The 25848-nt window shown below is 62.1% G+C and carries 17 protein-coding genes and 7 pseudogenes; 7 read left to right on the plus strand and 17 right to left on the minus strand.

Annotated features, from left to right (window positions below; genetic code table 11):
* Positions 1–228: 228 nt before the first annotated feature.
* The 4 genes from AADZ78_RS11375 to rffA all read left to right on the plus strand — a co-directional run bounded on the left by AADZ78_RS11375 (position 229) and on the right by rffA (position 3660).
* Positions 229–924 carry a WbqC family protein gene (locus AADZ78_RS11375; RefSeq protein ID WP_085252236.1) on the plus strand — a complete coding sequence of 232 codons (696 nt, stop codon included), beginning with the start codon at positions 229–231 and terminating at the stop codon, positions 922–924.
* 146 nt (positions 925–1070) lie between these two features.
* Positions 1071–1706, plus strand: coding sequence for a class I SAM-dependent methyltransferase (locus AADZ78_RS11380; protein WP_239656750.1), 636 nt, complete (start codon positions 1071–1073; stop codon positions 1704–1706).
* A complete protein-coding gene (locus AADZ78_RS11385; RefSeq protein WP_085252223.1) occupies positions 1703–2368 on the plus strand; it encodes an acetyltransferase in 666 nt (221 codons plus the stop codon). The genes AADZ78_RS11380 and AADZ78_RS11385 overlap by 4 nt, the downstream gene beginning before the upstream one ends.
* A 128-nt stretch (positions 2369–2496) precedes the next feature.
* A complete protein-coding gene (rffA, locus tag AADZ78_RS11390; RefSeq protein WP_085252224.1) occupies positions 2497–3660 on the plus strand; it encodes a dTDP-4-amino-4,6-dideoxygalactose transaminase in 1164 nt (387 codons plus the stop codon).
* Between the two features lie 168 nt (positions 3661–3828).
* Here rffA and AADZ78_RS11395 read toward each other — a convergent pair.
* From AADZ78_RS11395 to AADZ78_RS11415, 5 genes and pseudogenes are all read right to left on the minus strand, one after another.
* Positions 3829–4750 (minus strand): annotated as a pseudogene (locus tag AADZ78_RS11395) (IS1634 family transposase); the annotation flags it as partial.
* A 143-nt stretch (positions 4751–4893) separates the two neighbouring features.
* On the minus strand, positions 4894–5892 hold the full coding sequence (locus tag AADZ78_RS11400; RefSeq protein ID WP_085251883.1) for a tyrosine-type recombinase/integrase: 999 nt from the start codon (positions 5890–5892) through the stop codon (positions 4894–4896).
* Entirely contained in the window at positions 5889–6842 is a 954-nt protein-coding gene (locus AADZ78_RS11405; protein ID WP_204080055.1) for a tyrosine-type recombinase/integrase, read from the minus strand. The genes AADZ78_RS11400 and AADZ78_RS11405 overlap by 4 nt, the downstream gene beginning before the upstream one ends.
* Positions 6839–7831, minus strand: a complete 993-nt coding sequence (locus AADZ78_RS11410) for a tyrosine-type recombinase/integrase (protein ID WP_085251881.1) — start codon at positions 7829–7831, stop codon at positions 6839–6841. The genes AADZ78_RS11405 and AADZ78_RS11410 overlap by 4 nt, the downstream gene beginning before the upstream one ends.
* A gap of 164 nt (positions 7832–7995) precedes the next feature.
* A pseudogene (locus AADZ78_RS11415) lies at positions 7996–8523 on the minus strand (IS1634 family transposase); the annotation flags it as partial.
* A gap of 112 nt (positions 8524–8635) precedes the next feature.
* On the opposite strand from AADZ78_RS11415, the pseudogene AADZ78_RS11420 reads away from it, so the two are divergent.
* Positions 8636–9292 (plus strand): annotated as a pseudogene (locus AADZ78_RS11420) (IS1634 family transposase); the annotation flags it as partial.
* A gap of 118 nt (positions 9293–9410) precedes the next feature.
* Here the strand turns inward: AADZ78_RS11420 and AADZ78_RS11425 are convergent.
* The 3 genes from AADZ78_RS11425 to AADZ78_RS11435 are packed head-to-tail and all read right to left on the minus strand — an operon-like array spanning position 9411 to position 12348.
* Positions 9411–10409, minus strand: a complete 999-nt coding sequence (locus tag AADZ78_RS11425; protein ID WP_085251883.1) for a tyrosine-type recombinase/integrase — start codon at positions 10407–10409, stop codon at positions 9411–9413.
* Positions 10406–11359, minus strand: a complete 954-nt coding sequence (locus tag AADZ78_RS11430; RefSeq protein ID WP_204080055.1) for a tyrosine-type recombinase/integrase — start codon at positions 11357–11359, stop codon at positions 10406–10408. The genes AADZ78_RS11425 and AADZ78_RS11430 overlap by 4 nt, the downstream gene beginning before the upstream one ends.
* Positions 11356–12348 carry a tyrosine-type recombinase/integrase gene (locus AADZ78_RS11435; protein ID WP_085251881.1) on the minus strand — a complete coding sequence of 331 codons (993 nt, stop codon included), beginning with the start codon at positions 12346–12348 and terminating at the stop codon, positions 11356–11358. The genes AADZ78_RS11430 and AADZ78_RS11435 overlap by 4 nt, the downstream gene beginning before the upstream one ends.
* Positions 12349–12537: 189 nt before the next feature.
* Here AADZ78_RS11435 and AADZ78_RS11440 point away from each other — a divergent pair.
* Positions 12538–13527 (plus strand): annotated as a pseudogene (locus tag AADZ78_RS11440) (IS1634 family transposase); the annotation flags it as partial.
* Positions 13528–13548: 21 nt separating this feature from the next.
* Here the strand turns inward: AADZ78_RS11440 and AADZ78_RS11445 are convergent.
* The 6 genes and pseudogenes from AADZ78_RS11445 to AADZ78_RS11470 all read right to left on the minus strand — a co-directional run.
* Positions 13549–14793 carry an IS701 family transposase gene (locus AADZ78_RS11445; RefSeq protein WP_085251499.1) on the minus strand — a complete coding sequence of 415 codons (1245 nt, stop codon included), beginning with the start codon at positions 14791–14793 and terminating at the stop codon, positions 13549–13551.
* A gap of 143 nt (positions 14794–14936) precedes the next feature.
* Positions 14937–15248 (minus strand): annotated as a pseudogene (locus AADZ78_RS11450) (DUF222 domain-containing protein); the annotation flags it as partial.
* Positions 15249–15471: 223 nt separating this feature from the next.
* On the minus strand, positions 15472–16371 hold the full coding sequence (locus tag AADZ78_RS11455) for a hypothetical protein (RefSeq protein WP_085252284.1): 900 nt from the start codon (positions 16369–16371) through the stop codon (positions 15472–15474).
* 35 nt (positions 16372–16406) lie between these two features.
* The gene (locus tag AADZ78_RS11460; protein WP_085252285.1) at positions 16407–17228 is read right to left on the minus strand and encodes a phytanoyl-CoA dioxygenase family protein; all 822 of its coding nucleotides are present in this window, start codon (positions 17226–17228) and stop codon (positions 16407–16409) included.
* Positions 17229–17271: 43 nt separating this feature from the next.
* Positions 17272–18213 (minus strand): annotated as a pseudogene (locus tag AADZ78_RS11465) (glycosyltransferase family 2 protein); the annotation flags it as partial.
* 275 nt (positions 18214–18488) lie between these two features.
* Positions 18489–19028 (minus strand): annotated as a pseudogene (locus AADZ78_RS11470) (hypothetical protein); the annotation flags it as partial.
* A gap of 103 nt (positions 19029–19131) precedes the next feature.
* On the opposite strand from AADZ78_RS11470, the gene AADZ78_RS11475 reads away from it, so the two are divergent.
* Positions 19132–20769 carry an IS1634 family transposase gene (locus AADZ78_RS11475; protein WP_085248516.1) on the plus strand — a complete coding sequence of 546 codons (1638 nt, stop codon included), beginning with the start codon at positions 19132–19134 and terminating at the stop codon, positions 20767–20769.
* A 20-nt stretch (positions 20770–20789) separates the two neighbouring features.
* Here the strand turns inward: AADZ78_RS11475 and AADZ78_RS11480 are convergent, their stop codons facing one another.
* From AADZ78_RS11480 to AADZ78_RS11490, 3 genes are all read right to left on the minus strand, one after another.
* Entirely contained in the window at positions 20790–22040 is a 1251-nt protein-coding gene (locus AADZ78_RS11480) for a hypothetical protein (RefSeq protein WP_204903419.1), read from the minus strand.
* A gap of 367 nt (positions 22041–22407) precedes the next feature.
* The gene (locus tag AADZ78_RS11485; RefSeq protein ID WP_139828932.1) at positions 22408–23304 is read right to left on the minus strand and encodes a class I SAM-dependent methyltransferase; all 897 of its coding nucleotides are present in this window, start codon (positions 23302–23304) and stop codon (positions 22408–22410) included.
* Between the two features lie 544 nt (positions 23305–23848).
* A complete protein-coding gene (locus AADZ78_RS11490; protein ID WP_085252273.1) occupies positions 23849–25774 on the minus strand; it encodes a hypothetical protein in 1926 nt (641 codons plus the stop codon).
* Positions 25775–25848: the final 74 nt, after the last annotated feature.

The following is a 25848-nucleotide window of genomic DNA, read 5'->3' on the forward strand; positions in this document are numbered from 1 at the left end:
CGCGCGTTCTCTTTGCCAGCAACCTGACCGTTCCGGGTCCCTGTATGAGCGTGTGCAAATGTCGCGTACGGGGTGATGCGACGTCATTATGAACCGGACCTTCTGTGTCGGCGCCTATCCTGGCCGTGTCCGCGACGGTGTTGAATATCTCGCGGAATCGATTGAACTCGCTCTGGGTGGGATGTCGTGGGCGCATTATATTTCTTGTTCCAATTTGGAGATATTTCGTTGAAGAGAGTCGCGATCGTTCAATCAAACTATGTCCCCTGGCGGGGATATTTTGATCTGATCGCATTCGTCGATGAATTCATAATCTATGATGACATGCAATATACAAAGCGTGACTGGCGGAACAGAAATCGGATCAAGACGAGCCAGGGGCTGCAGTGGATAACTGTTCCTGTGCAGGTGAAAGGACGTTTCCATCAGAAGATTCGTGAAACGATGATTGACGGAACTGATTGGGCCAAAGCGCACTGGCGGTCACTAGAATTCAACTATAGTGCCGCCCCGTATTTTGCGGAAATCGCTAACTGGCTGGAGCCCATTTACATTGAAGGACAGCACGCGAATCTCTCCTCGCTCAACCGCCGTCTATTGGAGGCGATTTGCGGCTATCTCGGAATAGGTACGCGCCTGACAAATTCGTGGGACTACGAATTGGCCGAGGGCAAGACCGAGAGGCTGGCCAACCTCTGCCAACAGGCCGAGGCGACAGAATATGTCTCTGGCCCCTCAGCTCGTTCGTATGTCGATGAGCGCGTGTTCGACGAAATCGGAACCCGGGTAACTTGGTTCGATTATGACGGTTACCGCGATTATAGCCAATTGTGGGGAGGGTTCGAGCCGGCCGTGTCGATTCTGGATCTACTCTTCAACGTGGGAGCCGAGGCTCCGGACTATTTGAGATATTGCCGCCGGTGAAATTGTCCGTCGTCGCCACGCTTCATTGTTCGGCACCCCACACCGGCGGGTTGATGGGTCTTTGTCTCTCGCGTCGTCGGCGTGTCTCTAGCGAAGGTAGTGTCGAGAACCCAAGCACCGACCCCACACAATCGTGAGGCAGGTTCATGGCGGATAACACAACGACCATGCTTGGTGATGTGGCTCGTTACTACGCATCGAAACTCGAAGAACACGGGACCACCGCGCGTGGCGTCGATTGGAATGGCGAGGCCGGGCAGGCGCTGCGCTTCGACCAGCTACTGCGCATTGTCGATGCTGCAGGCCGTTTCTCGATAAACGACCTGGGCTGTGGCTACGGAGCTCTGCTGGACTACCTCGATGCGCGTGGATTCGAAGCTGACTACACCGGCATCGACGTCTCCCCCGAAATGGCACGCGCAGCCGCACTACGCTTCGAAGGCCGAGAAGACGCCGACTTCAAATGCGGCACGCGCCTAACTCAAGAGGCGGACTATAGCGTCGCGAGCGGGATATTCAATGTTCGTCTGGAACGGTCAGACGCGGAGTGGCAAGACTATATCGAGGCGACGCTCGACCTGCTGGATGCCGCGAGTCGCCGTGGCTTCTCTTTCAACTGCCTGACATCTTATTCTGACGCGTCGAAGATGCGCGACGAACTGTACTATGCTGACCCATGCGCACTATTCGATCTCTGCAAGCGTCGGTACTCTAAGAGCGTTGCACTCCTTCACGACTACGGACTGTATGAATTCACAATTCTGGTTAGGAAGGCACCATGACAAAACCGCTGGTGATTTTTGGGAGCGGCGATATCGCTCAACTTGCCCATTACTACTTCACGACGGATTCGGGTTATGAGGTCGTTGCCTTCACCGTCGACCGAGACTATGTAAGCGCGTCCGAGTTTTGTGGCGTACCATTGGTGCCCTTTGATGAGGTCGCACAGCACTATCCTCCGGAATCTCACGCAATGTTCGTGGCGCTGGCCTACGCCAAACTGAACGGAGTGCGGAGGGAAAAATATCTTGCCGCCAAGGCTCTCGGCTATGAACTCGCCAGCTATGTGAGCTCTCATGCCACCGTATTGAACGACGGGCGGATCGGAGAAAACGTCTTCTTGCTTGAAGACAACACGATTCAGCCATTCGTAACTATCGGTGACAACGTCACATTGTGGAGCGGAAATCACATCGGTCACCATTCGACGATTCGCGACCACTGTTTCCTAGCTTCTCATATCGTCGTATCCGGCGGCGTGATGATTGAGGAACAATGTTTCATTGGGGTCAATGCGACGCTGCGTGACCATATCACCATCGGTTCAAGGTGTGTGGTTGGAGCGGGTGCCCTGTTGCTCGGCGATGCTGACGCAGATGGTGTCTACATCGGATCCAAGACAGAGCGCCGTCCCGTGCCGAGCGCGGGGTTGCGAAAGATATGAAGGAATAGTGAAGGTTTGCTGAGGTAGTGGAAGAAGTCAGGGATCTGTCGGCCGCAATAAGAATTCTCGTGATTGGCCCCGATCGCCAGCCTTTGGACCCCGTTCGGTGATTTGAGAGTTGGCGCAGAATGTCGGAGTCTAGAGTTCCGTTCAATCGGCCTTACATGACCGGACGGGAGCTCACCTACATCGCCGAAGCCCACTCTTGCGGCCATCTCGCCGGCGATGGTTCCTTCACCCGACGCATCCATGGCTGGCTCGAACAGCAGACCGGTTGTCGCAAGGCGCTGCTCACCCCCTCATGCACCGCGGCGCTGGAGATGATGGCGCTGCTTCTGGAGATCGAGGCGGGGGATGAAATCATTCTGCCGTCATACACTTTCGTCTCCACGGCCAACGCCTTTGTGTTGCGCGGCGGCGTGCCAGTCTTTGTTGATATCCGACCCGACACACTCAACATTGATGAAACCCGCATCGAAGAAGCCATCACCCCGCGAACCAAAGCCATCGTCCCAGTTCACTACGCCGGCGTCGCCTGCGAAATGGACGCGATCATGGAGATCGCCACGCGCTACCACCTAGCCGTGGTCGAAGACGCAGCGCAGGGCGCCATGGCGTCGTATCGCGGGCGGGCACTCGGCAGCATCGGCGATCTCGGAGCTCTCTCATTTCACGAAACCAAGAACGTGATTTCAGGCGAAGGCGGAGCCTTGCTCGTCAACTCGGAAAACTTCGTGCTCCGGTCAGAGATCCTGAGGGAGAAGGGGACCAACCGCAGCCGCTTCCTCCGTAAAGAGGTTGACAAATACACGTGGCAGGACAAAGGCTCTTCTTATTTGCCGAGCGAATTGGTAGCGGCCTTTCTATGGGCTCAGTTCGAAGATGCCGAACGGATCACGCGCTTCAGATTGGACTTATGGGACCACTACCACGAAAGTTTCGAATCATTGGAACGGCGGGGGCTGCTACGTCGTCCGATCATCCCTGAGGGCTGCTTTCACAACGCCCACATGTACTACGTGTTGCTAGCGCCTGGTGCAGATCGGGCGGAGGTACTGGAGGCACTGGCGGGGGAAGGCATAGATGCCGTCTTTCATTACGTGCCCCTTCACGATTCGCCCGCCGGTCGTCGCTACGGCCGCGCCAATGGTGAGCTGATCGTCACCAACGACTTGTCCTGCCGGCTGATCCGTCTGCCCATGTGGGTTGGTCTTCAACAGGCGGATCAGGACCGCGTGGTCGAGGCGCTCACGCGCATCCTGACGTCACCGCGCGTGAAAGCGAGCCAGTAGGAACTCGACTTGGCTCGCTTCAGCGCGCATGTCGGGCGGATCTTGATCACGGCGCTGCGGAGTCCTCGAGTGTCGGGTCGACGGCGATGCGGGTTTGATTGTCGGCCTTGACTTTCACGATGTGGTGGCTGCTCGTATCGAGAACCCCGAGTTGGCTCAACCTAGTGTTCAAGTTTGACCGCCGATATTGGCGATGGCTTCGTGCAGATCGTCGGGTAGCGGGTCGGCGGCGGTGAGGATTTGTCGGTTGGCTTTGATCTTGACGGTGCGGTAGCGGCGTGCGGTACGCACGAATTTTTTGATGCTCCAACCGGTTTGATGCTCGATGTAGTGGCTGACGGCCATCGCGGTGACCACGATGCTCAGGTGCGCCTCGATCGATTCACGCAGGCGGTGATAGGCCGGTCGGGCTTGCAGGCTTGGACATGCGGAAGGCCTTGTCGATGTGGCAGAGCTGGTGGTAGGCGTCAATGACGAATGTTGCGGGTTGGTCGACCAAGTTGGTGGTGTATCCCTTCCAGTCGGCCAACGCGCGGGTCTTAGTCGCCAGCGTGCGGTTGACGGTCTTGGTCGCGCCCGACAGCTGGATGTAGCGGTTACGTTTGACCGGAGCGTGCCCGTCGACGGCACGTTCGGCCTTGCGGACTTGCTCGTAGATCCCAAGCAACGTTCTGCGGGCCCGGTCGTGGCGGTACTGGTAGTGGATGACCCGATTGGGGATCCCACGGGCCTTCTCGCTGCTGCTGGATGGCCAGGGCTGGGTGTGTGTCAAACCGTCGGGAATCGCCTGTTCAGGGTGGGTATCACGCCATCGGCGGACCAGATCTGGCAGCTGCGGGATACGGGTCCCCAAAATGAACGAGAGCCCGGCGGCTTGCAGGGCGATCTGGTTGGCCTCAGAAATCATGCCGGCATCGGCGACCACGGTGACATCGCTGAGGTGATGGGCGGCCTTGAAAGCGTTGATGACCGGCAACATCGTGGCGCTCTCGGCCTTGTTGCCCTCGAACGCCTGCACAGTCAGCGGGAACCCGGCCGCGTCGGTGAGCAGCCCCAGGGTGATCTGCGGTTCCAGCCTGCGTTCCTTGGAGTTATGCCGACATCGGCATAACTCCAATTATCCCGAGGCTGCGATTATGCCGAGTCCCGGGCAGCTGCGGTGGTGTTCGCGCTGTTCGGTAAGGGTTCCAGGGGCGGCTCGCGCGGCATAATCGGGCTCTCTGATGTTGGTCGTCATAGGTGTTCGAGAAAGTTGAGGAGATCGTCGGCTGGTCGGTAGCGGCCGGGGGTGGTGTTCGGCCCGGTGACGCGGTTGAGCGCACGTTCTTTGATGGTCATGTCGGCGTGCAGATAGATGTGGGTTGTGAGTGGGCTTTCGTGGCCCAGCCACAGGGCGATCACCGAAGTGTCGATGCCGGCGTGTAGCAGCGCCATCGCCGCGGTGTGGCGCAGCGTGTGTGGAGTGACGCGTTTGGCCGCGATCGATGGGCAGGTAATCGCCGCTGCGGCAGCGTGTTTGGCGACGAGACGTTGAACGGCGTCTGCCGACATCGGTGTCTTACGTTGCGTTGGAAAGGCTGGACTGCTGGCGGCAGTGCCGGCCTCTGGCAGCCAGGCCCGTAGGACGGCTGCGGTGGGCTTGGTCAGCGGTGTGCTGCGTTCCTTTCGGCCCTTTCCGGTGGTATGAACGGCTGGTCCTGGTGTCATGGTGGCGATGTCGCTGATGGTCAGCGTGGTGATCTCCGAGACGCGAAGACCGGTCGTGACGGCGGTGAGCAGCAGGGCGTGGTCGCGGCGTCCGTACCAGGTGGTGCGGTCTGGCGTGGCCAGTAGGGCCTCGGTCTCGGTGCTGGTCAGATACGACACAGTCGCGTGGTCATGGCGGCGTTGCGGGATCGCCAAGATCTGGCTGGCCGTGTCAGCGCGGTCTGGGATCAGTGGCAGCGCATAGCGGTAGAACGAGTGGATCGCGGCCAGCCGTGCGTTGCGGGTCGCGGTGCTGTTGTGGCGTTCGGTTTCAAGGTAATTCAAGAAGGCGCCGATCATCGTGGCGTCGAAGTCATCGAATGTCAGCTGCGCCGGGGATCTCTTTGTCTGGCCGGCGGCGAAGATCAGCAGAAGCTTGAAGGTGTCCCGGTAGGCCGCGACCGTTTGCGAACTGGCCTGCAGGTGACTTCGCAACCGATCGGTGAAGAACCCTTGCAGCAGCGAGCTCAGCGTCGGCGCGGTCATGGCGCCGGCTCCGTGACAGGGGCTTCGGCGTCGTTGTCGAGGCGGTCGGCGGCAAGGGCGAGCAGTTCGGGCACTGCGTGCAGATACCAGTAGGTCGAGGCGGGATCGACATGGCCGAGCCAGGTTGACAGCAGTGGCAGCCGCGCTTGAACGTCCTGACCCTCGCGGTACCAGTCGATCATTGTGGTCACGGCGAAGGTATGGCGCAGATCGTGCAGACGGACTGGCCGGTGACCCGGCGCGGTGGTCAACCCGGCGGCGGTGACGATCTCTCGGAAGGTGCCGTTGAGCCGGTCCGGGCATAGCGGTCCACGCCGGGCGTTGAGGAAAACCGTTGAGCTGGCGTGCGTGCTGGCCCCAACCCATGCTTGGCGGGCTTGCAGGTAATCAGCGATCACGGTGACGGTGCTCGGATGGATAAACACCAGCCGGGACTTGCCGAACTTCGTCTCCAGAATCTGGATCATTCCGCTAGCCAGGTTGATGTCGCTGACGGCCAGCCGGCACGCTTCGCCGGGGCGTAGCCCGGTGGCGGTCAGCAGACCGATCAATATTCGCCACGTCAACGCCTTGAACGCAGGCTCCAGAATGCTTGTCGCGGCCAGCAGTGCGCAGATGTCGTTCTGGTTGAGCACATTTGGCTGTTTTGGCCGGTAGCGCCGAGGGCGGAGTTCTTCGGCCGGGATCTGCGTGGCGGGGTCCAACGCATGCTGGTATCGGGCGAAGATCCGCACCGCATCCAACCGGCGAGCTACTAGCGCTTCACTAACCGGAACCTTCATCTGGGTTGTGGCCCATTGGATCACGAGGTCGTGGTTGACCCGGGTGGCTCCCCGTTGCTCGCAGAACGCGACGAAGCTCAGCAGCAGCTTGCTCAGGCCTTCGAGTTTGAATCCCAGCGCCCTGCGGGTGGCGAGGTAATCAGTGACGTTCTCACGCAGCGTGTTCATGACCGTGCCCCCGGCCACGGGCGCGCCAGTGCCCGGCCAGCGTCGGGGTCTGTCTTCGCTGTGATTGTCGGCCAGGGCCGGGCCAAGGGCCGCAGTGCGACGTCATCAACTTTGGCGTAAATCGCGGTCGAGCGCGCACTGCGGTGGCGCAGCACCTGACTCACCTCCGGCAGTGAGGCCCCAGAGCGCAGCATCTCCGTTGCCAGCGTGTGACGGAAACGGTGCGCGTTGATCCGCTCTAGCCCCGCGTCTTGGCACGCCGCAGCCACCAGATGCGCGATCGCTCCGGGCGATATCGGACGCCCCGCCGGCTTGACGGTGGTGAACACCGACCGCGTCGTGCATGCCGGCCTGCCATCGACTAGCCACGCCGCGATCGCCTCACCAGGTTCAGCCGGCAGAGGTAAACGCTCGACGTGGTTACCTTTGCCGACGATGGTGAGTTCTCCTGCCCGCCAGTCGATATCGTCGAGACCAAGAGCTGCGATCTCGCCTCTGCGGAGCCCGAGTCGGGCCAACAGCAGCAAGATCGCATAATCGCGCCGATCGGTGGCAGTCCAGCAGTGCCGCGCTGCGACATCCAACAGATGCTCAAGATCTGCCGCCGGCACCGCCTTGGGAAGCGACGCCAAATGCCAGGCCGCCGGAACCGGAACCGCCCCCGACAGATCCGCCGATATGCGGCCTGTGGCGTGGGCGAATCGCAGAAACGAGCGGACCGACCGCGCCATCGACTTGGCCGAATTCGTATTCCGTTCCCTGCAAAATTCGACCATGAACGCAGTGACCATGCCGGCATCCAAAAGACCCACCGAGGCCTCGGCGGACTGTGGCAATGCCTTGAGAAACTGCGCAACCTCCTTCCTGTAATTGACAACCGTTGTCGGCGCCAATCCACGCTGATGATCCAGCCAGCGCCCGTACTCGATGAGCAAATCAACTACCGGCGCGGCACGATCACCGGCATCGAAGCTGCGTGTGGGGTCCATGACTCCTCCTCCTGATGGGCAACGCAATGCACCATCAGGAAGACACACCACAACTTTTCGCGGGCCGATTATGCCGCGCGAGCCGCCCCTGGAACCCTTACCGAACAGCGCGAACACCACCGCAGCTGCCCGGGACTCGGCATAATCGCAGCCTCGGGATAATTGGAAAATCCAGACTCACGGAAGCCGTCGCCGGTATCGGTCTCGAAGTACAACGTCGAGACGTCGAAGAGCACCAGGCTGGCCGGCCCCAACCCCGCATGTGCCGCACAGGCCGCAGCCAGCGACGACCGCCATTCCTTTTGGGCATAACCACGCAGCCGGCGCTTGACCGTGGCATACGACGCGGCAGCGACCCCGACTTCGTTCAACACCCGCTCGGCGTCGATCTTGCTGCTCGGCTCGATGATCCGCGCGAGCACCAAATCACGAAACACATTGTCGCCCTGGGTAGCTGCCTCGAAACCCAAGACCCGGTACGCGACCCGCAGCGCCTGCCAGAGGTGGGTCATCTGCGAGGACGGGATCGGCAACGTGCCCGGCTCCAAGCTGCCACAGATCCCCAGATCCAGCTCCGTCTGCCCAGCGTCCAACCGCTCAGCCGCAGCTGCCTTCAAGGCCACCAACTCCACCTCGTCGTGGGCCGAACCAAGATGCTCGATCGAACGCGGACCTTTGCGCCACGACCACATCTGACTTGGGTCACTTCTGTCGATTTCCGAATCCTGCAGTGCGTTGACCTGGGGTGATGGTTGGGCTTAGTGCACATCCTAGGCACTAATTTGTGTCGGTAGGCTCGCGGGGATGGTCTGGATTCGGCGGGTGCGCACGGCCTCGGGTGCGACCGCGGTCCAGATCGCGGAATCGGTGGGCGGCCGGCGCCGGATCGTTCGTCATGTGGGCTCTGCCCGCGATGAAGCCGAGCTGGGTCTGCTCATCGAGGAGGCACGGCGGCTGTTGGCTGATGACGCCCAGGGCGAGCTGGAGCTGGGTATCACCCCGAAAGCGATCCAAGTGGAGATGGTGCCACCGCCGGCCGCAGGGCTGTTCGCCGAGGCGGCCGGCGGACCCTCGCCCCGGCAGTTGGTGGCTCGCCCGCAGGTGCTCAAGAGCTGCAGCGGGCTGCTCTACGACACCCTGGCCGGGGTGTACGCCAGCTTGGGTTTCGAAGCGGTCGGTGATGAGGTGTTCTGTGATCTGGTGATCACCCGGGTGGTGGAGCCGACCAGCCTGTTGGATGTCGATCGAGTCCTGGCCGAGCTGGGCCGCACCTCGGCATCGCTGTCGACGCGCAAACGCACCCTGCGTCGTGCATGCGCGGGTGGCTACCGCGATCAGATCGCCGCTGCATGCTTTGCCTATGTGCGCACCGCTGGCGATGTGAGCCTGGTGGCCTACGACGTCACGACCCTGTACTTCGAGGCGGACAACGAAGACGAGCTGCGCAAGGTCGGCTACTCCAATTATCCCGAGGCTGCGATTATGCCGAGTCCCGGGCAGCTGCGGTGGTGTTCGCGCTGTTCGGTAAGGGTTCCAGGGGCGGCTCGCGCGGCATAATCGGGCTCTCTGATGTTGGTCGTCATAGGTGTTCGAGAAAGTTGAGGAGATCGTCGGCTGGTCGGTAGCGGCCGGGGGTGGTGTTCGGCCCGGTGACGCGGTTGAGCGCACGTTCTTTGATGGTCATGTCGGCGTGCAGATAGATGTGGGTTGTGAGTGGGCTTTCGTGGCCCAGCCACAGGGCGATCACCGAAGTGTCGATGCCGGCGTGTAGCAGCGCCATCGCCGCGGTGTGGCGCAGCGTGTGTGGAGTGACGCGTTTGGCCGCGATCGATGGGCAGGTAATCGCCGCTGCGGCAGCGTGTTTGGCGACGAGACGTTGAACGGCGTCTGCCGACATCGGTGTCTTACGTTGCGTTGGAAAGGCTGGACTGCTGGCGGCAGTGCCGGCCTCTGGCAGCCAGGCCCGTAGGACGGCTGCGGTGGGCTTGGTCAGCGGTGTGCTGCGTTCCTTTCGGCCCTTTCCGGTGGTATGAACGGCTGGTCCTGGTGTCATGGTGGCGATGTCGCTGATGGTCAGCGTGGTGATCTCCGAGACGCGAAGACCGGTCGTGACGGCGGTGAGCAGCAGGGCGTGGTCGCGGCGTCCGTACCAGGTGGTGCGGTCTGGCGTGGCCAGTAGGGCCTCGGTCTCGGTGCTGGTCAGATACGACACAGTCGCGTGGTCATGGCGGCGTTGCGGGATCGCCAAGATCTGGCTGGCCGTGTCAGCGCGGTCTGGGATCAGTGGCAGCGCATAGCGGTAGAACGAGTGGATCGCGGCCAGCCGTGCGTTGCGGGTCGCGGTGCTGTTGTGGCGTTCGGTTTCAAGGTAATTCAAGAAGGCGCCGATCATCGTGGCGTCGAAGTCATCGAATGTCAGCTGCGCCGGGGATCTCTTTGTCTGGCCGGCGGCGAAGATCAGCAGAAGCTTGAAGGTGTCCCGGTAGGCCGCGACCGTTTGCGAACTGGCCTGCAGGTGACTTCGCAACCGATCGGTGAAGAACCCTTGCAGCAGCGAGCTCAGCGTCGGCGCGGTCATGGCGCCGGCTCCGTGACAGGGGCTTCGGCGTCGTTGTCGAGGCGGTCGGCGGCAAGGGCGAGCAGTTCGGGCACTGCGTGCAGATACCAGTAGGTCGAGGCGGGATCGACATGGCCGAGCCAGGTTGACAGCAGTGGCAGCCGCGCTTGAACGTCCTGACCCTCGCGGTACCAGTCGATCATTGTGGTCACGGCGAAGGTATGGCGCAGATCGTGCAGACGGACTGGCCGGTGACCCGGCGCGGTGGTCAACCCGGCGGCGGTGACGATCTCTCGGAAGGTGCCGTTGAGCCGGTCCGGGCATAGCGGTCCACGCCGGGCGTTGAGGAAAACCGTTGAGCTGGCGTGCGTGCTGGCCCCAACCCATGCTTGGCGGGCTTGCAGGTAATCAGCGATCACGGTGACGGTGCTCGGATGGATAAACACCAGCCGGGACTTGCCGAACTTCGTCTCCAGAATCTGGATCATTCCGCTAGCCAGGTTGATGTCGCTGACGGCCAGCCGGCACGCTTCGCCGGGGCGTAGCCCGGTGGCGGTCAGCAGACCGATCAATATTCGCCACGTCAACGCCTTGAACGCAGGCTCCAGAATGCTTGTCGCGGCCAGCAGTGCGCAGATGTCGTTCTGGTTGAGCACATTTGGCTGTTTTGGCCGGTAGCGCCGAGGGCGGAGTTCTTCGGCCGGGATCTGCGTGGCGGGGTCCAACGCATGCTGGTATCGGGCGAAGATCCGCACCGCATCCAACCGGCGAGCTACTAGCGCTTCACTAACCGGAACCTTCATCTGGGTTGTGGCCCATTGGATCACGAGGTCGTGGTTGACCCGGGTGGCTCCCCGTTGCTCGCAGAACGCGACGAAGCTCAGCAGCAGCTTGCTCAGGCCTTCGAGTTTGAATCCCAGCGCCCTGCGGGTGGCGAGGTAATCAGTGACGTTCTCACGCAGCGTGTTCATGACCGTGCCCCCGGCCACGGGCGCGCCAGTGCCCGGCCAGCGTCGGGGTCTGTCTTCGCTGTGATTGTCGGCCAGGGCCGGGCCAAGGGCCGCAGTGCGACGTCATCAACTTTGGCGTAAATCGCGGTCGAGCGCGCACTGCGGTGGCGCAGCACCTGACTCACCTCCGGCAGTGAGGCCCCAGAGCGCAGCATCTCCGTTGCCAGCGTGTGACGGAAACGGTGCGCGTTGATCCGCTCTAGCCCCGCGTCTTGGCACGCCGCAGCCACCAGATGCGCGATCGCTCCGGGCGATATCGGACGCCCCGCCGGCTTGACGGTGGTGAACACCGACCGCGTCGTGCATGCCGGCCTGCCATCGACTAGCCACGCCGCGATCGCCTCACCAGGTTCAGCCGGCAGAGGTAAACGCTCGACGTGGTTACCTTTGCCGACGATGGTGAGTTCTCCTGCCCGCCAGTCGATATCGTCGAGACCAAGAGCTGCGATCTCGCCTCTGCGGAGCCCGAGTCGGGCCAACAGCAGCAAGATCGCATAATCGCGCCGATCGGTGGCAGTCCAGCAGTGCCGCGCTGCGACATCCAACAGATGCTCAAGATCTGCCGCCGGCACCGCCTTGGGAAGCGACGCCAAATGCCAGGCCGCCGGAACCGGAACCGCCCCCGACAGATCCGCCGATATGCGGCCTGTGGCGTGGGCGAATCGCAGAAACGAGCGGACCGACCGCGCCATCGACTTGGCCGAATTCGTATTCCGTTCCCTGCAAAATTCGACCATGAACGCAGTGACCATGCCGGCATCCAAAAGACCCACCGAGGCCTCGGCGGACTGTGGCAATGCCTTGAGAAACTGCGCAACCTCCTTCCTGTAATTGACAACCGTTGTCGGCGCCAATCCACGCTGATGATCCAGCCAGCGCCCGTACTCGATGAGCAAATCAACTACCGGCGCGGCACGATCACCGGCATCGAAGCTGCGTGTGGGGTCCATGACTCCTCCTCCTGATGGGCAACGCAATGCACCATCAGGAAGACACACCACAACTTTTCGCGGGCCGATTATGCCGCGCGAGCCGCCCCTGGAACCCTTACCGAACAGCGCGAACACCACCGCAGCTGCCCGGGACTCGGCATAATCGCAGCCTCGGGATAATTGGAGTTATGCCGACATCGGCATAACTCCAAGGAACGCCGGGTTGACCCGCAGATCGTGGTGGGTCTGCTGGTCGACCGGTGCGGGTTTCCGTTGGAGATCGGCTGCTTTGAGGGCAATAAGGCCGAGACTTTGACGATCGTGCCGATCGTCAAAGCGTTCCAGCAGCGTCATGACATCACCGAGATGGTCGTCGTCGCTGATGCCGGCATGCTCTCCGCGGCGAACCTGCGCGACCTCGACGCCGCCGGGTTGCGGTTTGTCGTCGGATCGCGGGTCACCAAGGCTCCCAACGATCTGGCCTCCCACTTCCATTGGCACGGAACAGTATTCACCGATGGCCAGATCATCGACACCGTTACCCCACGCGATCAGCGCGGCACACCCGCCAAAACCAGTGACCCGAAGGTTAAGGCCGAACCCGTCTGGAACCCGGCCACCCACACCAGGTCGTGGCGGGCTGTGTGGGCGTATTCGGTCAGAAGGGCTGTGCGGGACAACAAGACGCTGAACCTGCAGGAGCACAAAGCCCGCGCGGTCGTCGCTGGCGACAAGACCGCCCGCATACCGCGATTCGTCAAAACCCGCAACGGCGCGCAAGAACTCGATACGGCGTCACTGCAGCGGGCACGACGGCTCGTCGGACTCAAAGGCTATGTCACCAACATCGAAGCCGCGCTCATGCCCGCGACCGAGGTCATTGCCAGCTATCACGACCTGTGGCGCGTCGAGCAGTCCTTCCGGATGTCGAAATCCGACCTTGCCGCCAGGCCCATGTTCGCCCGCACCCGTGATGCCATCGAGGCCCACCTGACCATCGTGTTCACCGCACTGGTCCTCAGCCGCGAAGTCCAGACCCGAACCGGGCTCCCACTGCGGCGGTTCCTGCGCACCCTCAAACCCCTGCGCTCAGCCACCGTCGACATCAACGGCGTCATCGCCACCTTCGCGCCCGCCCTGCAACCCGAGGTCAAGACCATCCTAAACAGCTTGAAAGCCCCGGACCCAAGGCACTAATACTGCAGCCGTAGATCGAGATCATTGGTGTTCGCGGCGTCGGTAGTGGGATTGTCGGGCTCGGTATTGGTGTCGTCTTCGCCATCGTGACCAGGCCAGCAGGCTTGTTAGGGTGCGGTGGGTGACGAGCAGCAGTGCGTCGAAGAGGCGTCGAAACTCGTTGACGGTCAAGGCGATCAGGCCCTCGGGGGTGGGTGCGGTATCGCGTTCGATCGCTGTGGCTACGGCCAGGAAGGCATGGGCGAGCATGGCCAGGGTGGTCCAGCGGTGCCAGGAGCGCCAGCGCCGCACCTGGTGCTGATCCAGTCCGACCAGTCCTTTGGCGGCTTGGAACGATTCCTCGATGCGCCAGCGCTGACCGGCGATGGTGACCAGGGTGCGCAGCGGAACGGGTCGGGGGCTGTAGCAGCGCAGGTAGGCATGCTCGCCGGTGGCATCGTTGCGGCGGATCAGCAAATGATGGTACCCGGTGTCGGTGTCGTCTTCGGCCAGCAACCGAAACCATGCCCAGGAGTACAGCCGTGGCCCGTGCGCGCCGGCGCCGGCGGAGTGTTTCTGCCAGGCATGTGCCGGGATCAGCGCGGGCAGCGCATCGACGCGGATCGGGCCGGCATGGGTGGGCACGCGCCGGTTGGCCGCAACCGCCATCACGTAGCCCAGTCGGTGGCCTCGAATGGCTGCGCGCAGTCGTGGGTCGGCTCCATAGACTTCGTCGCCGGCCACCCACCCCGCGGGTACTCGGGCGGCCACCGCGCGCTCGATCAGTGTTGCCGCCAGCGTTGGTTTGGTCGCGAAACCCCGCTTGTTGGCGGGGATTCCGGCATCGGCGCAGCGTTCATGGTCGTCGGCCCAGCTGCGCGGAAGGTACAGAGCCCGGTCGATCAGCGCGTGCCCACGCGGGGCCGCATACGTCAGATACACCGCCACCTGGGAGTTCTCGACGCGGCCCGCGGTACCGCTGTACTGGCGCTGCACCCCGACGCTGTGCACGCCCTTCTTGACGTCACCGGTCTCGTCGACCACCAAGATCGCACCCGGGTCACCGAACGCATCGACGACGTAATCGCGCAGATCGTCGCGGACATCGTCGGCGTCCCAGCTGGCCCGTGCCAACAGATGCTGCAACCCATCGGGGGTGGTATCACCGCGGTGCTCGGCGATCGTCCAGCAATTCTTGCGGTCCAAGCCCGAGACCATCCCGGCCATGAGTTCACCGGCACGGCGCAACGGTTCGTACCGGGCGAAACGCGGCGCGATCCGATCCAGCACCGCCGAGAACTCCGACTGCCACCGATCAGGGTCTACGCTATGAGCCGCGGCGACCGCGGCATATTGAGAAGTTGTCACAAACTCCGAACAATGCCGCGGTCACCGCGCCTACCAGCGCAGACACGCCAGCATCAGCAATCCCTATCTACGGCTGCAGTACTAAGCCGAATGACCCAACTCGGGCGCGGAAACTCCTCACGCCGGCGAGCCACGGTCGTGATCGTGTGGGCGTTCGCCGATGATTAGCCGATCTTCCAGGCCACCAACGCCGCCACCGACCGCGCACCCGTAGCGCCGCACAGCTCGTCGCGATCCAGCTCGGCCACGATCTCCACGATGCGTCCATCAATCGCGTTGCGCTGACCGGTCAACTCCGCCAACTCCTCGAACAGCACCTCAAGGCGCTGGTCAGGACGCACCGCAGCGGCGTCGGACGAGGCGGTCAAGGACATGACGTCATCATCGCAGCCGGGTACGACATGATGATGGAAGAGCACTACCGCGTAGGTCGTGACTCCGGCGTCGCATTTGGAAACAACGCGAAACAACGCGCTGCGAAGCGATCACCGCCGCGGCATGAAATTTGGATGTGTTCGAGAGAGTCGCATCATCGCCGCAGAATTATCCACATAAGAAGTGGCTGGTTCGAGCGCACTTTCAGGTAGTCGCAACCGATCAATTCTCCAGCACCGCCAAGCCAAAACCCGCGCGACCGTAGCCGTCGCCCGAATAGAGCAAAAAACGCTGTCCACCGTGGTCGAAAACGCAAGGATATTCGATCATGTCCGAGTCCCAACTGTTGGGCGAAACGTCGATGCCATCGTCTTTACCGAGTTGTCCCCAGTTCAAACCATCTTCCGAGGTGGCGCGATAAATGCGATATCGGGTACCGCGAGCGCAAAACCACATTCGGTAGAGTCCCGGATCGCGGACGACGCAGGGCCGACAGGCGGCCGTATTGTCGCATCCGCTTGTGTCGACGTGCACGCGATCCTGTTTCTCCCAGTGGACACCGTCCCTGGATTGCGCATACCTGATCACGTGGCGGATTTCGTCGGTACCCTGCCCCCAGTCCAGATTCGAGCCGTACCACATACGGTATGTCCCGTCATCATGGATTACCCAAGGGTATGAAAGCGAGAATGGATCGTAGTCGTCCAGGGCAACGACCGGGAATGCGGACCATCGCTCGAATGGTGCATCCGCTTCGCTTATCGCTAGACCGATGGTGTTCTTCCAGGGCACGGTGACAGCGAGATTCCAGCCCGTGTAGTACAGAAACCGCGTATCGCCGACACGCACAATAGACCCGATTGATACCCCGCAATCGTCAAACATCCCGCGAGCACCGGGGCGTAAAATCGGCTCCGGCGAAACCTCTAGAACCTTGCCGTCCGCGGACAGATCCACGAGTACGCAACCGATGCTGGAACGATTCTGATCATCGCGGCTGCTGAAATAGATGCGGAAAATGTCACCTTCGATCCACTCAGAAACCGGCAGCGCAGCATGAGTTCGTGACCAGTCGAGTTCGCCAGACGGAACAAAAATCCTCCCGAGCTTTCGCCAGCCCATCAATACTCGTCCAAAACTGCTTCGCGCATGGGCAACTAGCCTTGCCCCTTCCGATACAGCCGCTTATCCGGCGGCTGGTAATACTCATCCAGACTGGTCACTACGCGGGTGTACCACCCGAGGAGCTGCTGGGTTCGTGCCGGCCGCTCCAGGATCACGGTATCGCCCAGCGCACGGACGTAGTCGATCTGCTGCTTGAAAAATGAACGCGTGAACTGATGGTTAATTGCCAAGCGGTCTTTGCCAGAGGTATTCCGCCCTGCCGCATGCCAGAGCGTGGAGTCAAAAACCAGCATTGAGCCCGCCGCGCATTCGACTGGAACGGCATTGCGTGCGAGATAGGCACTGTCGGGCGCCCCCATGCGCTGATGCGTTCCTGGCACCACGAGCGTTGCGCCGGTGTCCCGTGTAAAGGGATCGATGGCGAACATGACATTGATGGAGGCTGTGTATCCCGACAATACTCTGGGAAAGTCCTGGTGAAATGCATTCTGAAAAACTTCGGGCGTGGAGACGGGGCGAAAGGACGGAAGAATAAACCCATTTTGTAGATGTAGGATCGCCGTTTCGGACAGCACGCGATCAACGACATCCAGAACTTCGGGGATTTCAAGAAAAGTAAAGAAATGAGGGTCGTACTTCATCATGAGCCGTAGAACGCCGAGTTCACCGGCCGCCGAGAGCCGCTCTTGGCCGATCTCACGTAGAATCCGTTCCTGTACGTGATACATGTGATCACGTGTCGCAGCCAGAAACGCTTCATCAAGCACACCTTCTACGACTGTGTACCCGACGCATTGAAGAGCGTCCTGCACCTGGTCGAGCGAAGAATCGATTTCGCACTTGGCGGCAGTCATAGTTCTTTGTTCACTTTTCGCTGAATGCGGCCTCGCGGGACGATGATGATGACTCCTGGGGCGAGAACTTCGCGTCGTAGGTTCGTCGGACGATCGTGTATGGGCGCTGCTTGGTTTCGATGAAGATCTTGGAAATGTAGATTCCAATCAAACCTATGCAGAAGATCGTCATCCCCCCCAACATCCAGATGGACACGATCAGGGACGCCCAGCCCGCTTGCAACGCGCGAAAGAAAATACGATCGATAATAAGATATCCCGCGGCTGAGCTGGAAACTATAAAAATCACTGCACCAAGATAGAAAATGAAGACCAGGGGTTTGTTGCTAAACGAAGTGATATTGTCAACCAGCGTCGCGACCTTGTGTCTGAACGTATATGTAGTCGTTCCTTTCCACGCCTTGTTTACGAACATGGGGACCTGGTTATAGCCAGTGATCTGCCACAGGCCGGCGATGGAAAGTTCACGCTCCTGGTGCTGGACCAAGCTGCGTACGTAGTCGGCTTTCATCAACCGGACCGTGAGGGTGTTTTCGTGAATCGGGGGGTTGCACAGCAGGGCCGAGGCGCGATAGTGGATTTTCGGGCCAAAGTTTCTCAACCAGCCGCCGGGGCGGTGCGCGTGGCGACCAAAGACAACGTCGGCGCCCGTCGATACCAGCTTTTCGTGGAATGATTCGAGGAGAGCGGGGTCTTCCTCAAGGTCTGAGTCGATCAGAAAGACGAGATCGCCCGTAGCCTGCGCCAGGCCGGTCATCATCGCCTTGTGGTGGCCGAAATTTCGCGAAAGCTCAACAACCCGGACACCGGGATCGTTGGCGAGCAACGAGACCGCCTTATCGAGTGATCCGTCCGGAGAGCCGTCATCCACGAAGATGATCTCGACGTCGTCCGTGATCTTGTCTGCCGCCGCGCGGGCTCGCCTGTGGAACTCGAGCACATATGGCTCGGACATGTACATAGTCGTTACGATCGAGAGACGCATCGCCGATCCAATCCACCAATCCACCCCGTCAAGTATCTTCCTGGGGATCATACCGAGGGCTCAGTGGCGTCGGCGGCGGTTTTGGGCTTTCGTCGAGTCCCGTCCTATGCGTTACCGTCAGCGCGGAATGGTGCCGTGAACTGGGATGATTCGACTTGGTGACGGTAGAATCATGCGCAGATCAAGGAGCCGCGATTTCTGGCGGGCAGGTCTACTTCGTGTAACCGGTCATGGGTGGTGACTGGTCTGGGTCGATCCATTACGCGCACCGCTGGTTAGTCGGGTGCCCGCGCCAGCGCGACCAAATGGATCGCGATTCCCACCAGTGGACCGCACAGCAACGCGATCGCGGTGCGCGTCTGCAGCGCCATGGGCAGCAGCAGCAACAACGCCGACGCCAGCGTCGCGCCGAGCCAGCCCAGCGAATACGCCCGGTGCAGTGCGGCCGCGACCGCGGCCGTACCGGTCAGCACCAGCATGGCGACGGCTACGGCCCCCGCCGTCAGCCCGGCCAGTAAGGCCCCGCTGGCGCGGTAGTCGGGACCGAATCCGACACGCAGCAACCAGGGGCCGGTAAGTCCTGCGGCCAGCAGTCCGACCGCGCCGATTCCGCCGATGGACACCGCCGGTGCGATCAGCGCCCGGAGCCGTTCGGTGCGCTCGTCGACGAAATGAGCGATCAGGTTGCCCTGCAGCGCACTCAGCGGGAGCAGCAGCGGCGCACGGGTCAAGGTGACCGCCAGGATGATCACTCCACCCTGTGCCCCCAGCTGGTCAGAGGTTGCCTTCAGCAACACCGGGAAGCCCATCACCTGAGTTTGGACACCTCCGATGATTTTGACGCTGCGTAGTTCCCTGACCTGGCATTTTGGCCGCGAGGGTGGGTGTTTCGGGGTACTAACCGGGTAGGTTCGTGCGGTGGCGTACGTGCGGAAGGTGCGCACTGCCTCGGGTGCGGTGGCGGTGCAGGTGGCGCACAAGGACCTTGGCCGGGTAGTGATCCTGGCGCATCTGGGTTCAGCGCATACCGATGCTGAGCTGGGCATTCTGCTCGATGCGGCCCAGCAGATGGTCCTCGATGGCCAGGCCGCCCTGGATTTCGAAGTCTCCGCCCGCGCCCAATCGGTGGCCGATGTGGCCGACTTCCGGGCGCAGTCGCTGATCGCAGAACAGCCCAAGCCCACAGCCCCCGCACCCGTGGTGCCGCCAGGTCGCACGCTGGGCACGAACTCGCGGCTGCTTTATGACGTGCTCGCCCATGTGTATGACTGGCTGGGTTTCGACGCAGTCGGCGATGTGGTGTTCCGGGATCTGGTGATCGCCCGGATCGTGGAGCCGACCAGCAAGATCGACGCGTTGCGGGTGCTGGCCGATCTCGGGGCAGCGCTGGTGTCATATAAGACGATCGACCGCCACGTCCGCAGCATCCATGCCGGTCCCGCTCGGGATGTGGTCGCCGCGAAATGCTTTGAGCACTCCCGTGATTGCGGTGGCCTGTCGCTGTTGCTCTATGACACGACCACGCTTCATTTTCAGGCCGAGCACGAAGATGAGCTGCGACGGGTCGGATATAGCAAGGACCGCCGCGTCGACCCGCAAATTGTCGTCGGACTGCTGGTGGACCGCATGGGGATGCCTTTGGAGATCGGCTGTTTCGAGGGCAACACCGCTGAGACGACCACCATCGTTCCGATCATCGGCAGCTTCGTCGAACGCCACCGCCTGGCCGGCATTCCGATGGTGGTGGCTGCTGACGCCGGGATGCTCTCTGCGACAAACCTCAAGGCCCTCGACGATTTGGAGTTGTCGTTCATCGTCGGGTCCCGGATGACCAAAGCCCCTGGAGATCTGGAGTCCTATTTCCATTGGAACGGCGATGTTTTCACCGACGGGCAGATCATCGACACCGTCACACCACGGCACGGCAACAACACTGTCAACGACTGCAACAAGCGCGCTGAACCAGTCTGGGACCCCGAAGCTCATCCGGGCGCCTGGCGGGCAGTCTGGGCGTATTCGGCCAAGCGAGCCCGCCGCGACCAGAAAACCCTGGCCGCCCAGGAAGCCCGCGCCCGGGCCATCGTCGACGGCACGAGGCAGGCCAAGGCCGCCCGATTTGTGACGGTCCGCGGCGATGACCGCACCATCGACGAGGCCAGCCTCGCCCGGGCTCAATCCCTCGTAGGTCTGAAAGGGTATGTGACAAATGTGCCGGTCACAGTGATGCCAGCCACCGAAGTCATCGCGAAGTACCACGAGCTGTGGCACGTGGAGAAGTCCTTTCGGATGTCAAAGAGCGACCTCGAAGCGCGGCCCATGTTCAACCGGATGCGCGATGCCATCGAAGCTCACCTGACCCTCGTCTTTGCCGCCCTTGCCGTCTCTCACGTCATCCAATCGCGCACCGGGGTATCCATCGCCAAAGTCGTCAAACAACTACGCCCGCTACGCAGCGCCACCATCACCATCAACGGCGCCACTCAGACCTTCCCACCAGCGATCCCCGAGGCCGAGCGCAAAATCCTCACCGACCTCGGCTTCAAACCCGGGTACTAAGCCAAATGTCCAAACTCAGGTTAGTCGGGTGCCCGCGCCAGCGCGACCAAATGGATCGCGATTCCCACCAGTGGACCGCACAGCAACGCGATCGCGGTGCGCGTCTGCAGCGCCATGGGCAGCAGCAGCAACAACGCCGACGCCAGCGTCGCGCCGAGCCAGCCCAGCGAATACGCCCGGTGCAGTGCGGCCGCGACCGCGGCCGTACCGGTCAGCACCAGCATGGCGACGGCTACGGCCCCCGCCGTCAGCCCGGCCAGTAAGGCCCCGCTGGCGCGGTAGTCGGGACCGAATCCGACACGCAGCAACCAGGGGCCGGTAAGTCCTGCGGCCAGCAGTCCGACCGCGCCGATTCCGCCGATGGACACCGCCGGTGCGATCAGCGCCCGGAGCCGTTCGGTGCGCTCGTCGACGAAATGAGCGATCAGGTTGCCCTGCAGCGCACTCAGCGGGAGCAGCAGCGGCGCACGGGTCAAGGTGACCGCCAGGATGATCACTCCACCCTGTGCCCCCAGCTGGTCAGAGGTTGCCTTCAGCAACACCGGGAAGCCCATCACCAGGATCGCGCTGGCGCCGGAGGCGGTGATCGAATGAGCGGCGCCGCGTAGGAACCTGGCGATTCCCCCGTCCGTCAATTGCCGGGTCGCGACGCGAGCCGTGGGCGAGGCCATCAGCATCAGCAGCCACGCCGTTGCTCCCGCGGCGGCAGCCGACAAGAACCCGGTCAGGCCCCATCCGAAGATAACGACCGTCGCGGCGACCGTCACCCGGATGACGGGGTCGGTCACCATAAGCGCCCCGTACTGAGTCCACCGGTTGGCGCCGGCCAGTGCGCCCAGGAGGGCCGCCTGCACGCAAAACCCAGCCAGCCCAACGCTGAGTAGCCACACGGACAGCCAGCGTGCCTCGACGAATAGCTGTCGGCTCCACAGCGGTGAGCTGGCCGCAATCACGACGGCTGCGACGACACCGATCATCCCGGCCACCCGCACTGGATGGATATGGTGGCCCGCGGCAGATTCGGTGTGGCGCGCCGAACGGATCTCTCGGGTGGTTTCCTGGAGGAGGCCGCTGGCAGCGCCCGTGGCCATACCGAGCGCCCCCCAAAACACCGCGAATACCGAAAAGCGAGCCGGGGGCAGGTCACGGGCTGCCAGATAGATGAGCGCGTAGCTGCAGATAGCCGTCACTGCGGTCGCCGCGCCGACCCGGGCGACGTTGCCCCGCGCGACTGGCCCGGTGGAAGGTCCGGTACCGCCGGCCTCAGTCATGGAGACCACACGTCGGTCGGGCAGGGTCACATCTCGGAGATCGGCTCCGTTCGGATCGACCGCGTGCGCAATTCACCGACACGCGCGTGGCGTCGTTGGCCCGGGCAGCACCGTGTTGATGTCGACTGGCCGAACATTAGGCGGTGCAAGACAACTATCGCTGCGAAGCCGTTGATGAGCGAGATCGTTACATGTCCTGCTTTGGTCGACGTCGACGATCAGCTCGCTGCAGGTCGTTCCGCCTCCGAGTACAAGTGGGCCGCAATACCAGTGTGCCGCGGTGGGTAGCGACGTCGGAGTCGCCGCCGAACAACGGACGCGAGACTCATGTGTGGGGCGACAATGGGTGTTCAGCGGGAACCTCATGTCACAACTTCTTGGTCAGCCGTACATCCATGATGGGCTGCAGCGTCGCCGGAATAGCGCCCGCCAGATGATGCAGCCGCCACCCCACCGCCTTCCGAATACCGGTCACCATCCATTTTGAGCGACGGCCGGCGAATTCCTTATCCGTCAGCGCGCGTTCCAGCATCCACACCAGCGTCGCGCGGTGGAAATACGGTGTCAACGTCGCATCCTTCGCCGCAAAGCGCGCTACCTTGGGGATCGTGATCCAGTTGAGCGAACGCCACACTCCCTCTGGATCATCCATGCGCTTGCTGCCCTCGATGCGTTTGCGCATCAACCGCCGTGTCAGCTTTTTGGTAAACAGTGTCGGGATATTGAAATGCGGTTCATATGGGAACACGTAATTCGCACACAGAAAACGGTAGCTCGCACCGGGTTTCAGTACATTCGATATGCGGGTGACCGCCTCGTCCGGCACGTCGATATGCTCCATCACATTCAGTGAAAAGGCGAAATCGAACCGGCTGTCGGAGACGAAATCCTCGGCCTTGCACGGCGCAATAGTGGGTTTTGTTTCGGCCAGTTCCAGCACGATATCGCCAAGCTGTTTGAACTTGCCGAAACCGTAGCCCGTCGGCTCAATTGCAGTGATAGCAAATCCCTCCGCCGCCAGTTGGCAACTCAGCAGGAATACCCCCCCGCCCACTTCCAGCAGTGCCGCGTCGACAGGCAGCCGTATCAGATCCTCGTTCAACCAGTCGCGTGCAAATCGCGATTCCGCCGCCATGGTATCGAACAGCGGACGCAATTCCGGTGCATGCGCGTCAAGATGCGAGCAGATGCGGGCAAGGAACCTGTCCATCTGTGCGTTCGCGCAGTTCAGGTCATTATTCAACGCAAACCCCCTGCGCAGCATCGATCGTGCCACATTCGCTGGCTGAAACGCCCCGATAGTGATGTGGGTCCCGCGTCGGCCCCAACGTTCCATTCGCCGCAAGGAATTTATGGCTGCCGATGACCGTATCGTGGCAAATCGTCGCATGGGACCAAATGACATTATTCGCAGTCAATTGCACTCCCGGCTCACCGCCCCACGCCTTCCTTTCCCAGACGATCTGTCATCAGTCATCGATCGTTGGGTCGTCCGCGCCGGCCACTGAAGTCCTGTTCGATCAGAGTGCAGGCAGCTCTCAACGATGCGATCGACTTCCCAAACGCGAACACCCGCGCCCGGATACGGGACTACCCCCGCGCAATCTTATGCAGTTCGTCAAGACATAGGGACTGATTTAACTACACCCGGTCACGAATCGCCGATTGGCAGGAATCGGCGAGTCTTATTGCGGCGTACCGACCGGTCGAACCCGCTGGCGAACAGGTCAATCACCCGCGGGAGGCGGCTTGCCGCCGCCCATGCCAGCCCGCGCCCCACACCGTGGGACGGATTGCGACAAGGGCGTTCACGATCCGCCGCCTGTTCCTGCGCGCTTCAGCAGCTGATAGTCGCCGAATGTTGCGATCGGCGCGAAGCCACTGTGCAGATAACGAACCAGTGGGGACTCCGGGATTGTGCCCAGGGTCCAGAACCGGGCCATTTCGTCGTTTTCGAGCAGGCACAGGCCCTCGATCGATCGCGTTTCTTCGATCACCCGCTGCTGGTAGGCATCAACGTTCAGCGCCCCCCAGGAGCTCGTGACGTAGTCGGTTGGCGGCTCCTGGAGCGTCCAAAGGTAGAAGCTTTGCATTTCCGGCAGCATCACGAACGATCTGCAATTTTGGTGGATCGCGGTGACGATCGCGCGGTACTTCACCGCGTCGTTGGGGCTGACGCGGACGTCCTCGGCGCCCGGCAGGCCCAGTGGGACCGCGTCCTGATAGGCCGCTCGTGCCTGGTCGAGCCCCTGCTTGAGGGTGATGGTGACGAGAGGGACTATGGCCACGGTCGCCGCGATCGCGCCGAAGGCGTAGAGGGCGCGCCGCTTCCACCCGACGTCGAGGCCAACAGCGATCCCGCGGACCCCGTTTGCGACGCAGAGCGCGCCGACCGGGGTCAGTAGGAAGGCCGACCAGGACACTTGGCTGCCCGCGACGGGGAAGGCATGCAGCGCCTGTAATACCGCCAGCGGCGGCACCAACAGCCGGGCGAACTGGGTTGCCTCGTCCTGCTTGCCGGGCGGCTGGACCAGCGCGACCCATGCGAACGAAAGCAGGCCTAGCTGGACGGCCCCGGCGGAGCTGGCGTCAACTAGCGCCTTCTCGCCGCCTCCAGAGAACGCCATATAGAGGCCGACGAGGATGCTTAGCCCCGAGACGAGCAAAGGGTCGGCCAATCTCGGGCGAGCCTCGCCGTTGCGCACGGCGTACCAGTAGCCGAGGGCGCCTACCAGGGCCAGCAGATCAAAGACGTAGGTCAAGTTGGAGAGGCGGAGCGGGTTCGAGAAGGTGCCGCCCGGAAAGCGCAGCGGCCCTAAGATGTTCCCGTCGATTAGGCCGGAGAGGCTGGTTCCGTTGGCGAGGATCGCCAGGCAGGCGGTTACGCCGACGACGAGCAGGCCGCCGCCGAGCCACCAGAGTTCTTTGGTGTCGCGACGACCGGCGTCGCGGGCTCTTAACGCGATCACGACGGCGAGTGCGGCGACGGCGACGTGGACTGCGTAGTGGCGAACCCAGGCTTCGCCCGCCTTCGAGGCCATCAGCAGCAGCGGCAGCGCCACGAAGCCGACCTCGACCACCGGCCGCAGCCAGCGACGCCGGGCAAGGACGGGATAGCTGACCACGCAAACCAGGGCCACCGCAACAAGAGCGAAAATGCCGATATTGATCTTGACAAGGATCAGGGCCATCACGGCGCCGCCGAGTAAGGCAATCGAGAATCGTGAGGAGCGATCACCGACGAAGCAGGAGATCGTCACGATCGTCACGACAAGCAGGACGGCGGTGCCGCCTGCAGACATCGGTTCCGTTGCGAGGCTGGCAAGCGCCCAGAATACGATCAGCTGGGTCGCCAGGCCGACGAGGATACTGGCGGTCATGCGCCAGGTAGAGAGCCCGATGAGCAGGCTCGAAAGCAACCAGACGACCATGGTCGCCGTGCGGCCGGTGTCGTGGTTGACCGTGACCCCAAGAGTGGCGAAGACCCCGTCCCAGAATTGGTAGTAGAAAGGGCCGTACGCGGCGATGTGATCGTAGAGCCCGCCGTGGTTGACGAACGACTTGAGGGCGATCAACAGATAGCCCTCGTCATCGTAGCTCGCCCAACCGGTGAAGATCCGGTAGCGGGCGATAGGCCAGGTGGCCGCCGTCACCGCCGCGAATGCCAAGACACCGAAGCCGAGCCGAACGCCGCACGCTCGCGACAGCCTGACCGCTTCGTCGACAACTCTCAAGGTCGGCCCCCGGCTCCGCTCGTGATTTTTGGGCCAAGGGTATAGGAGCCGCCAGCCGGATATGCCTACCGGCC

The organism is Mycobacterium riyadhense, from assembly GCF_963853645.1.
In the GTDB taxonomy this organism is placed as follows: Bacteria; Actinomycetota; Actinomycetes; order Mycobacteriales; family Mycobacteriaceae; genus Mycobacterium; species Mycobacterium riyadhense.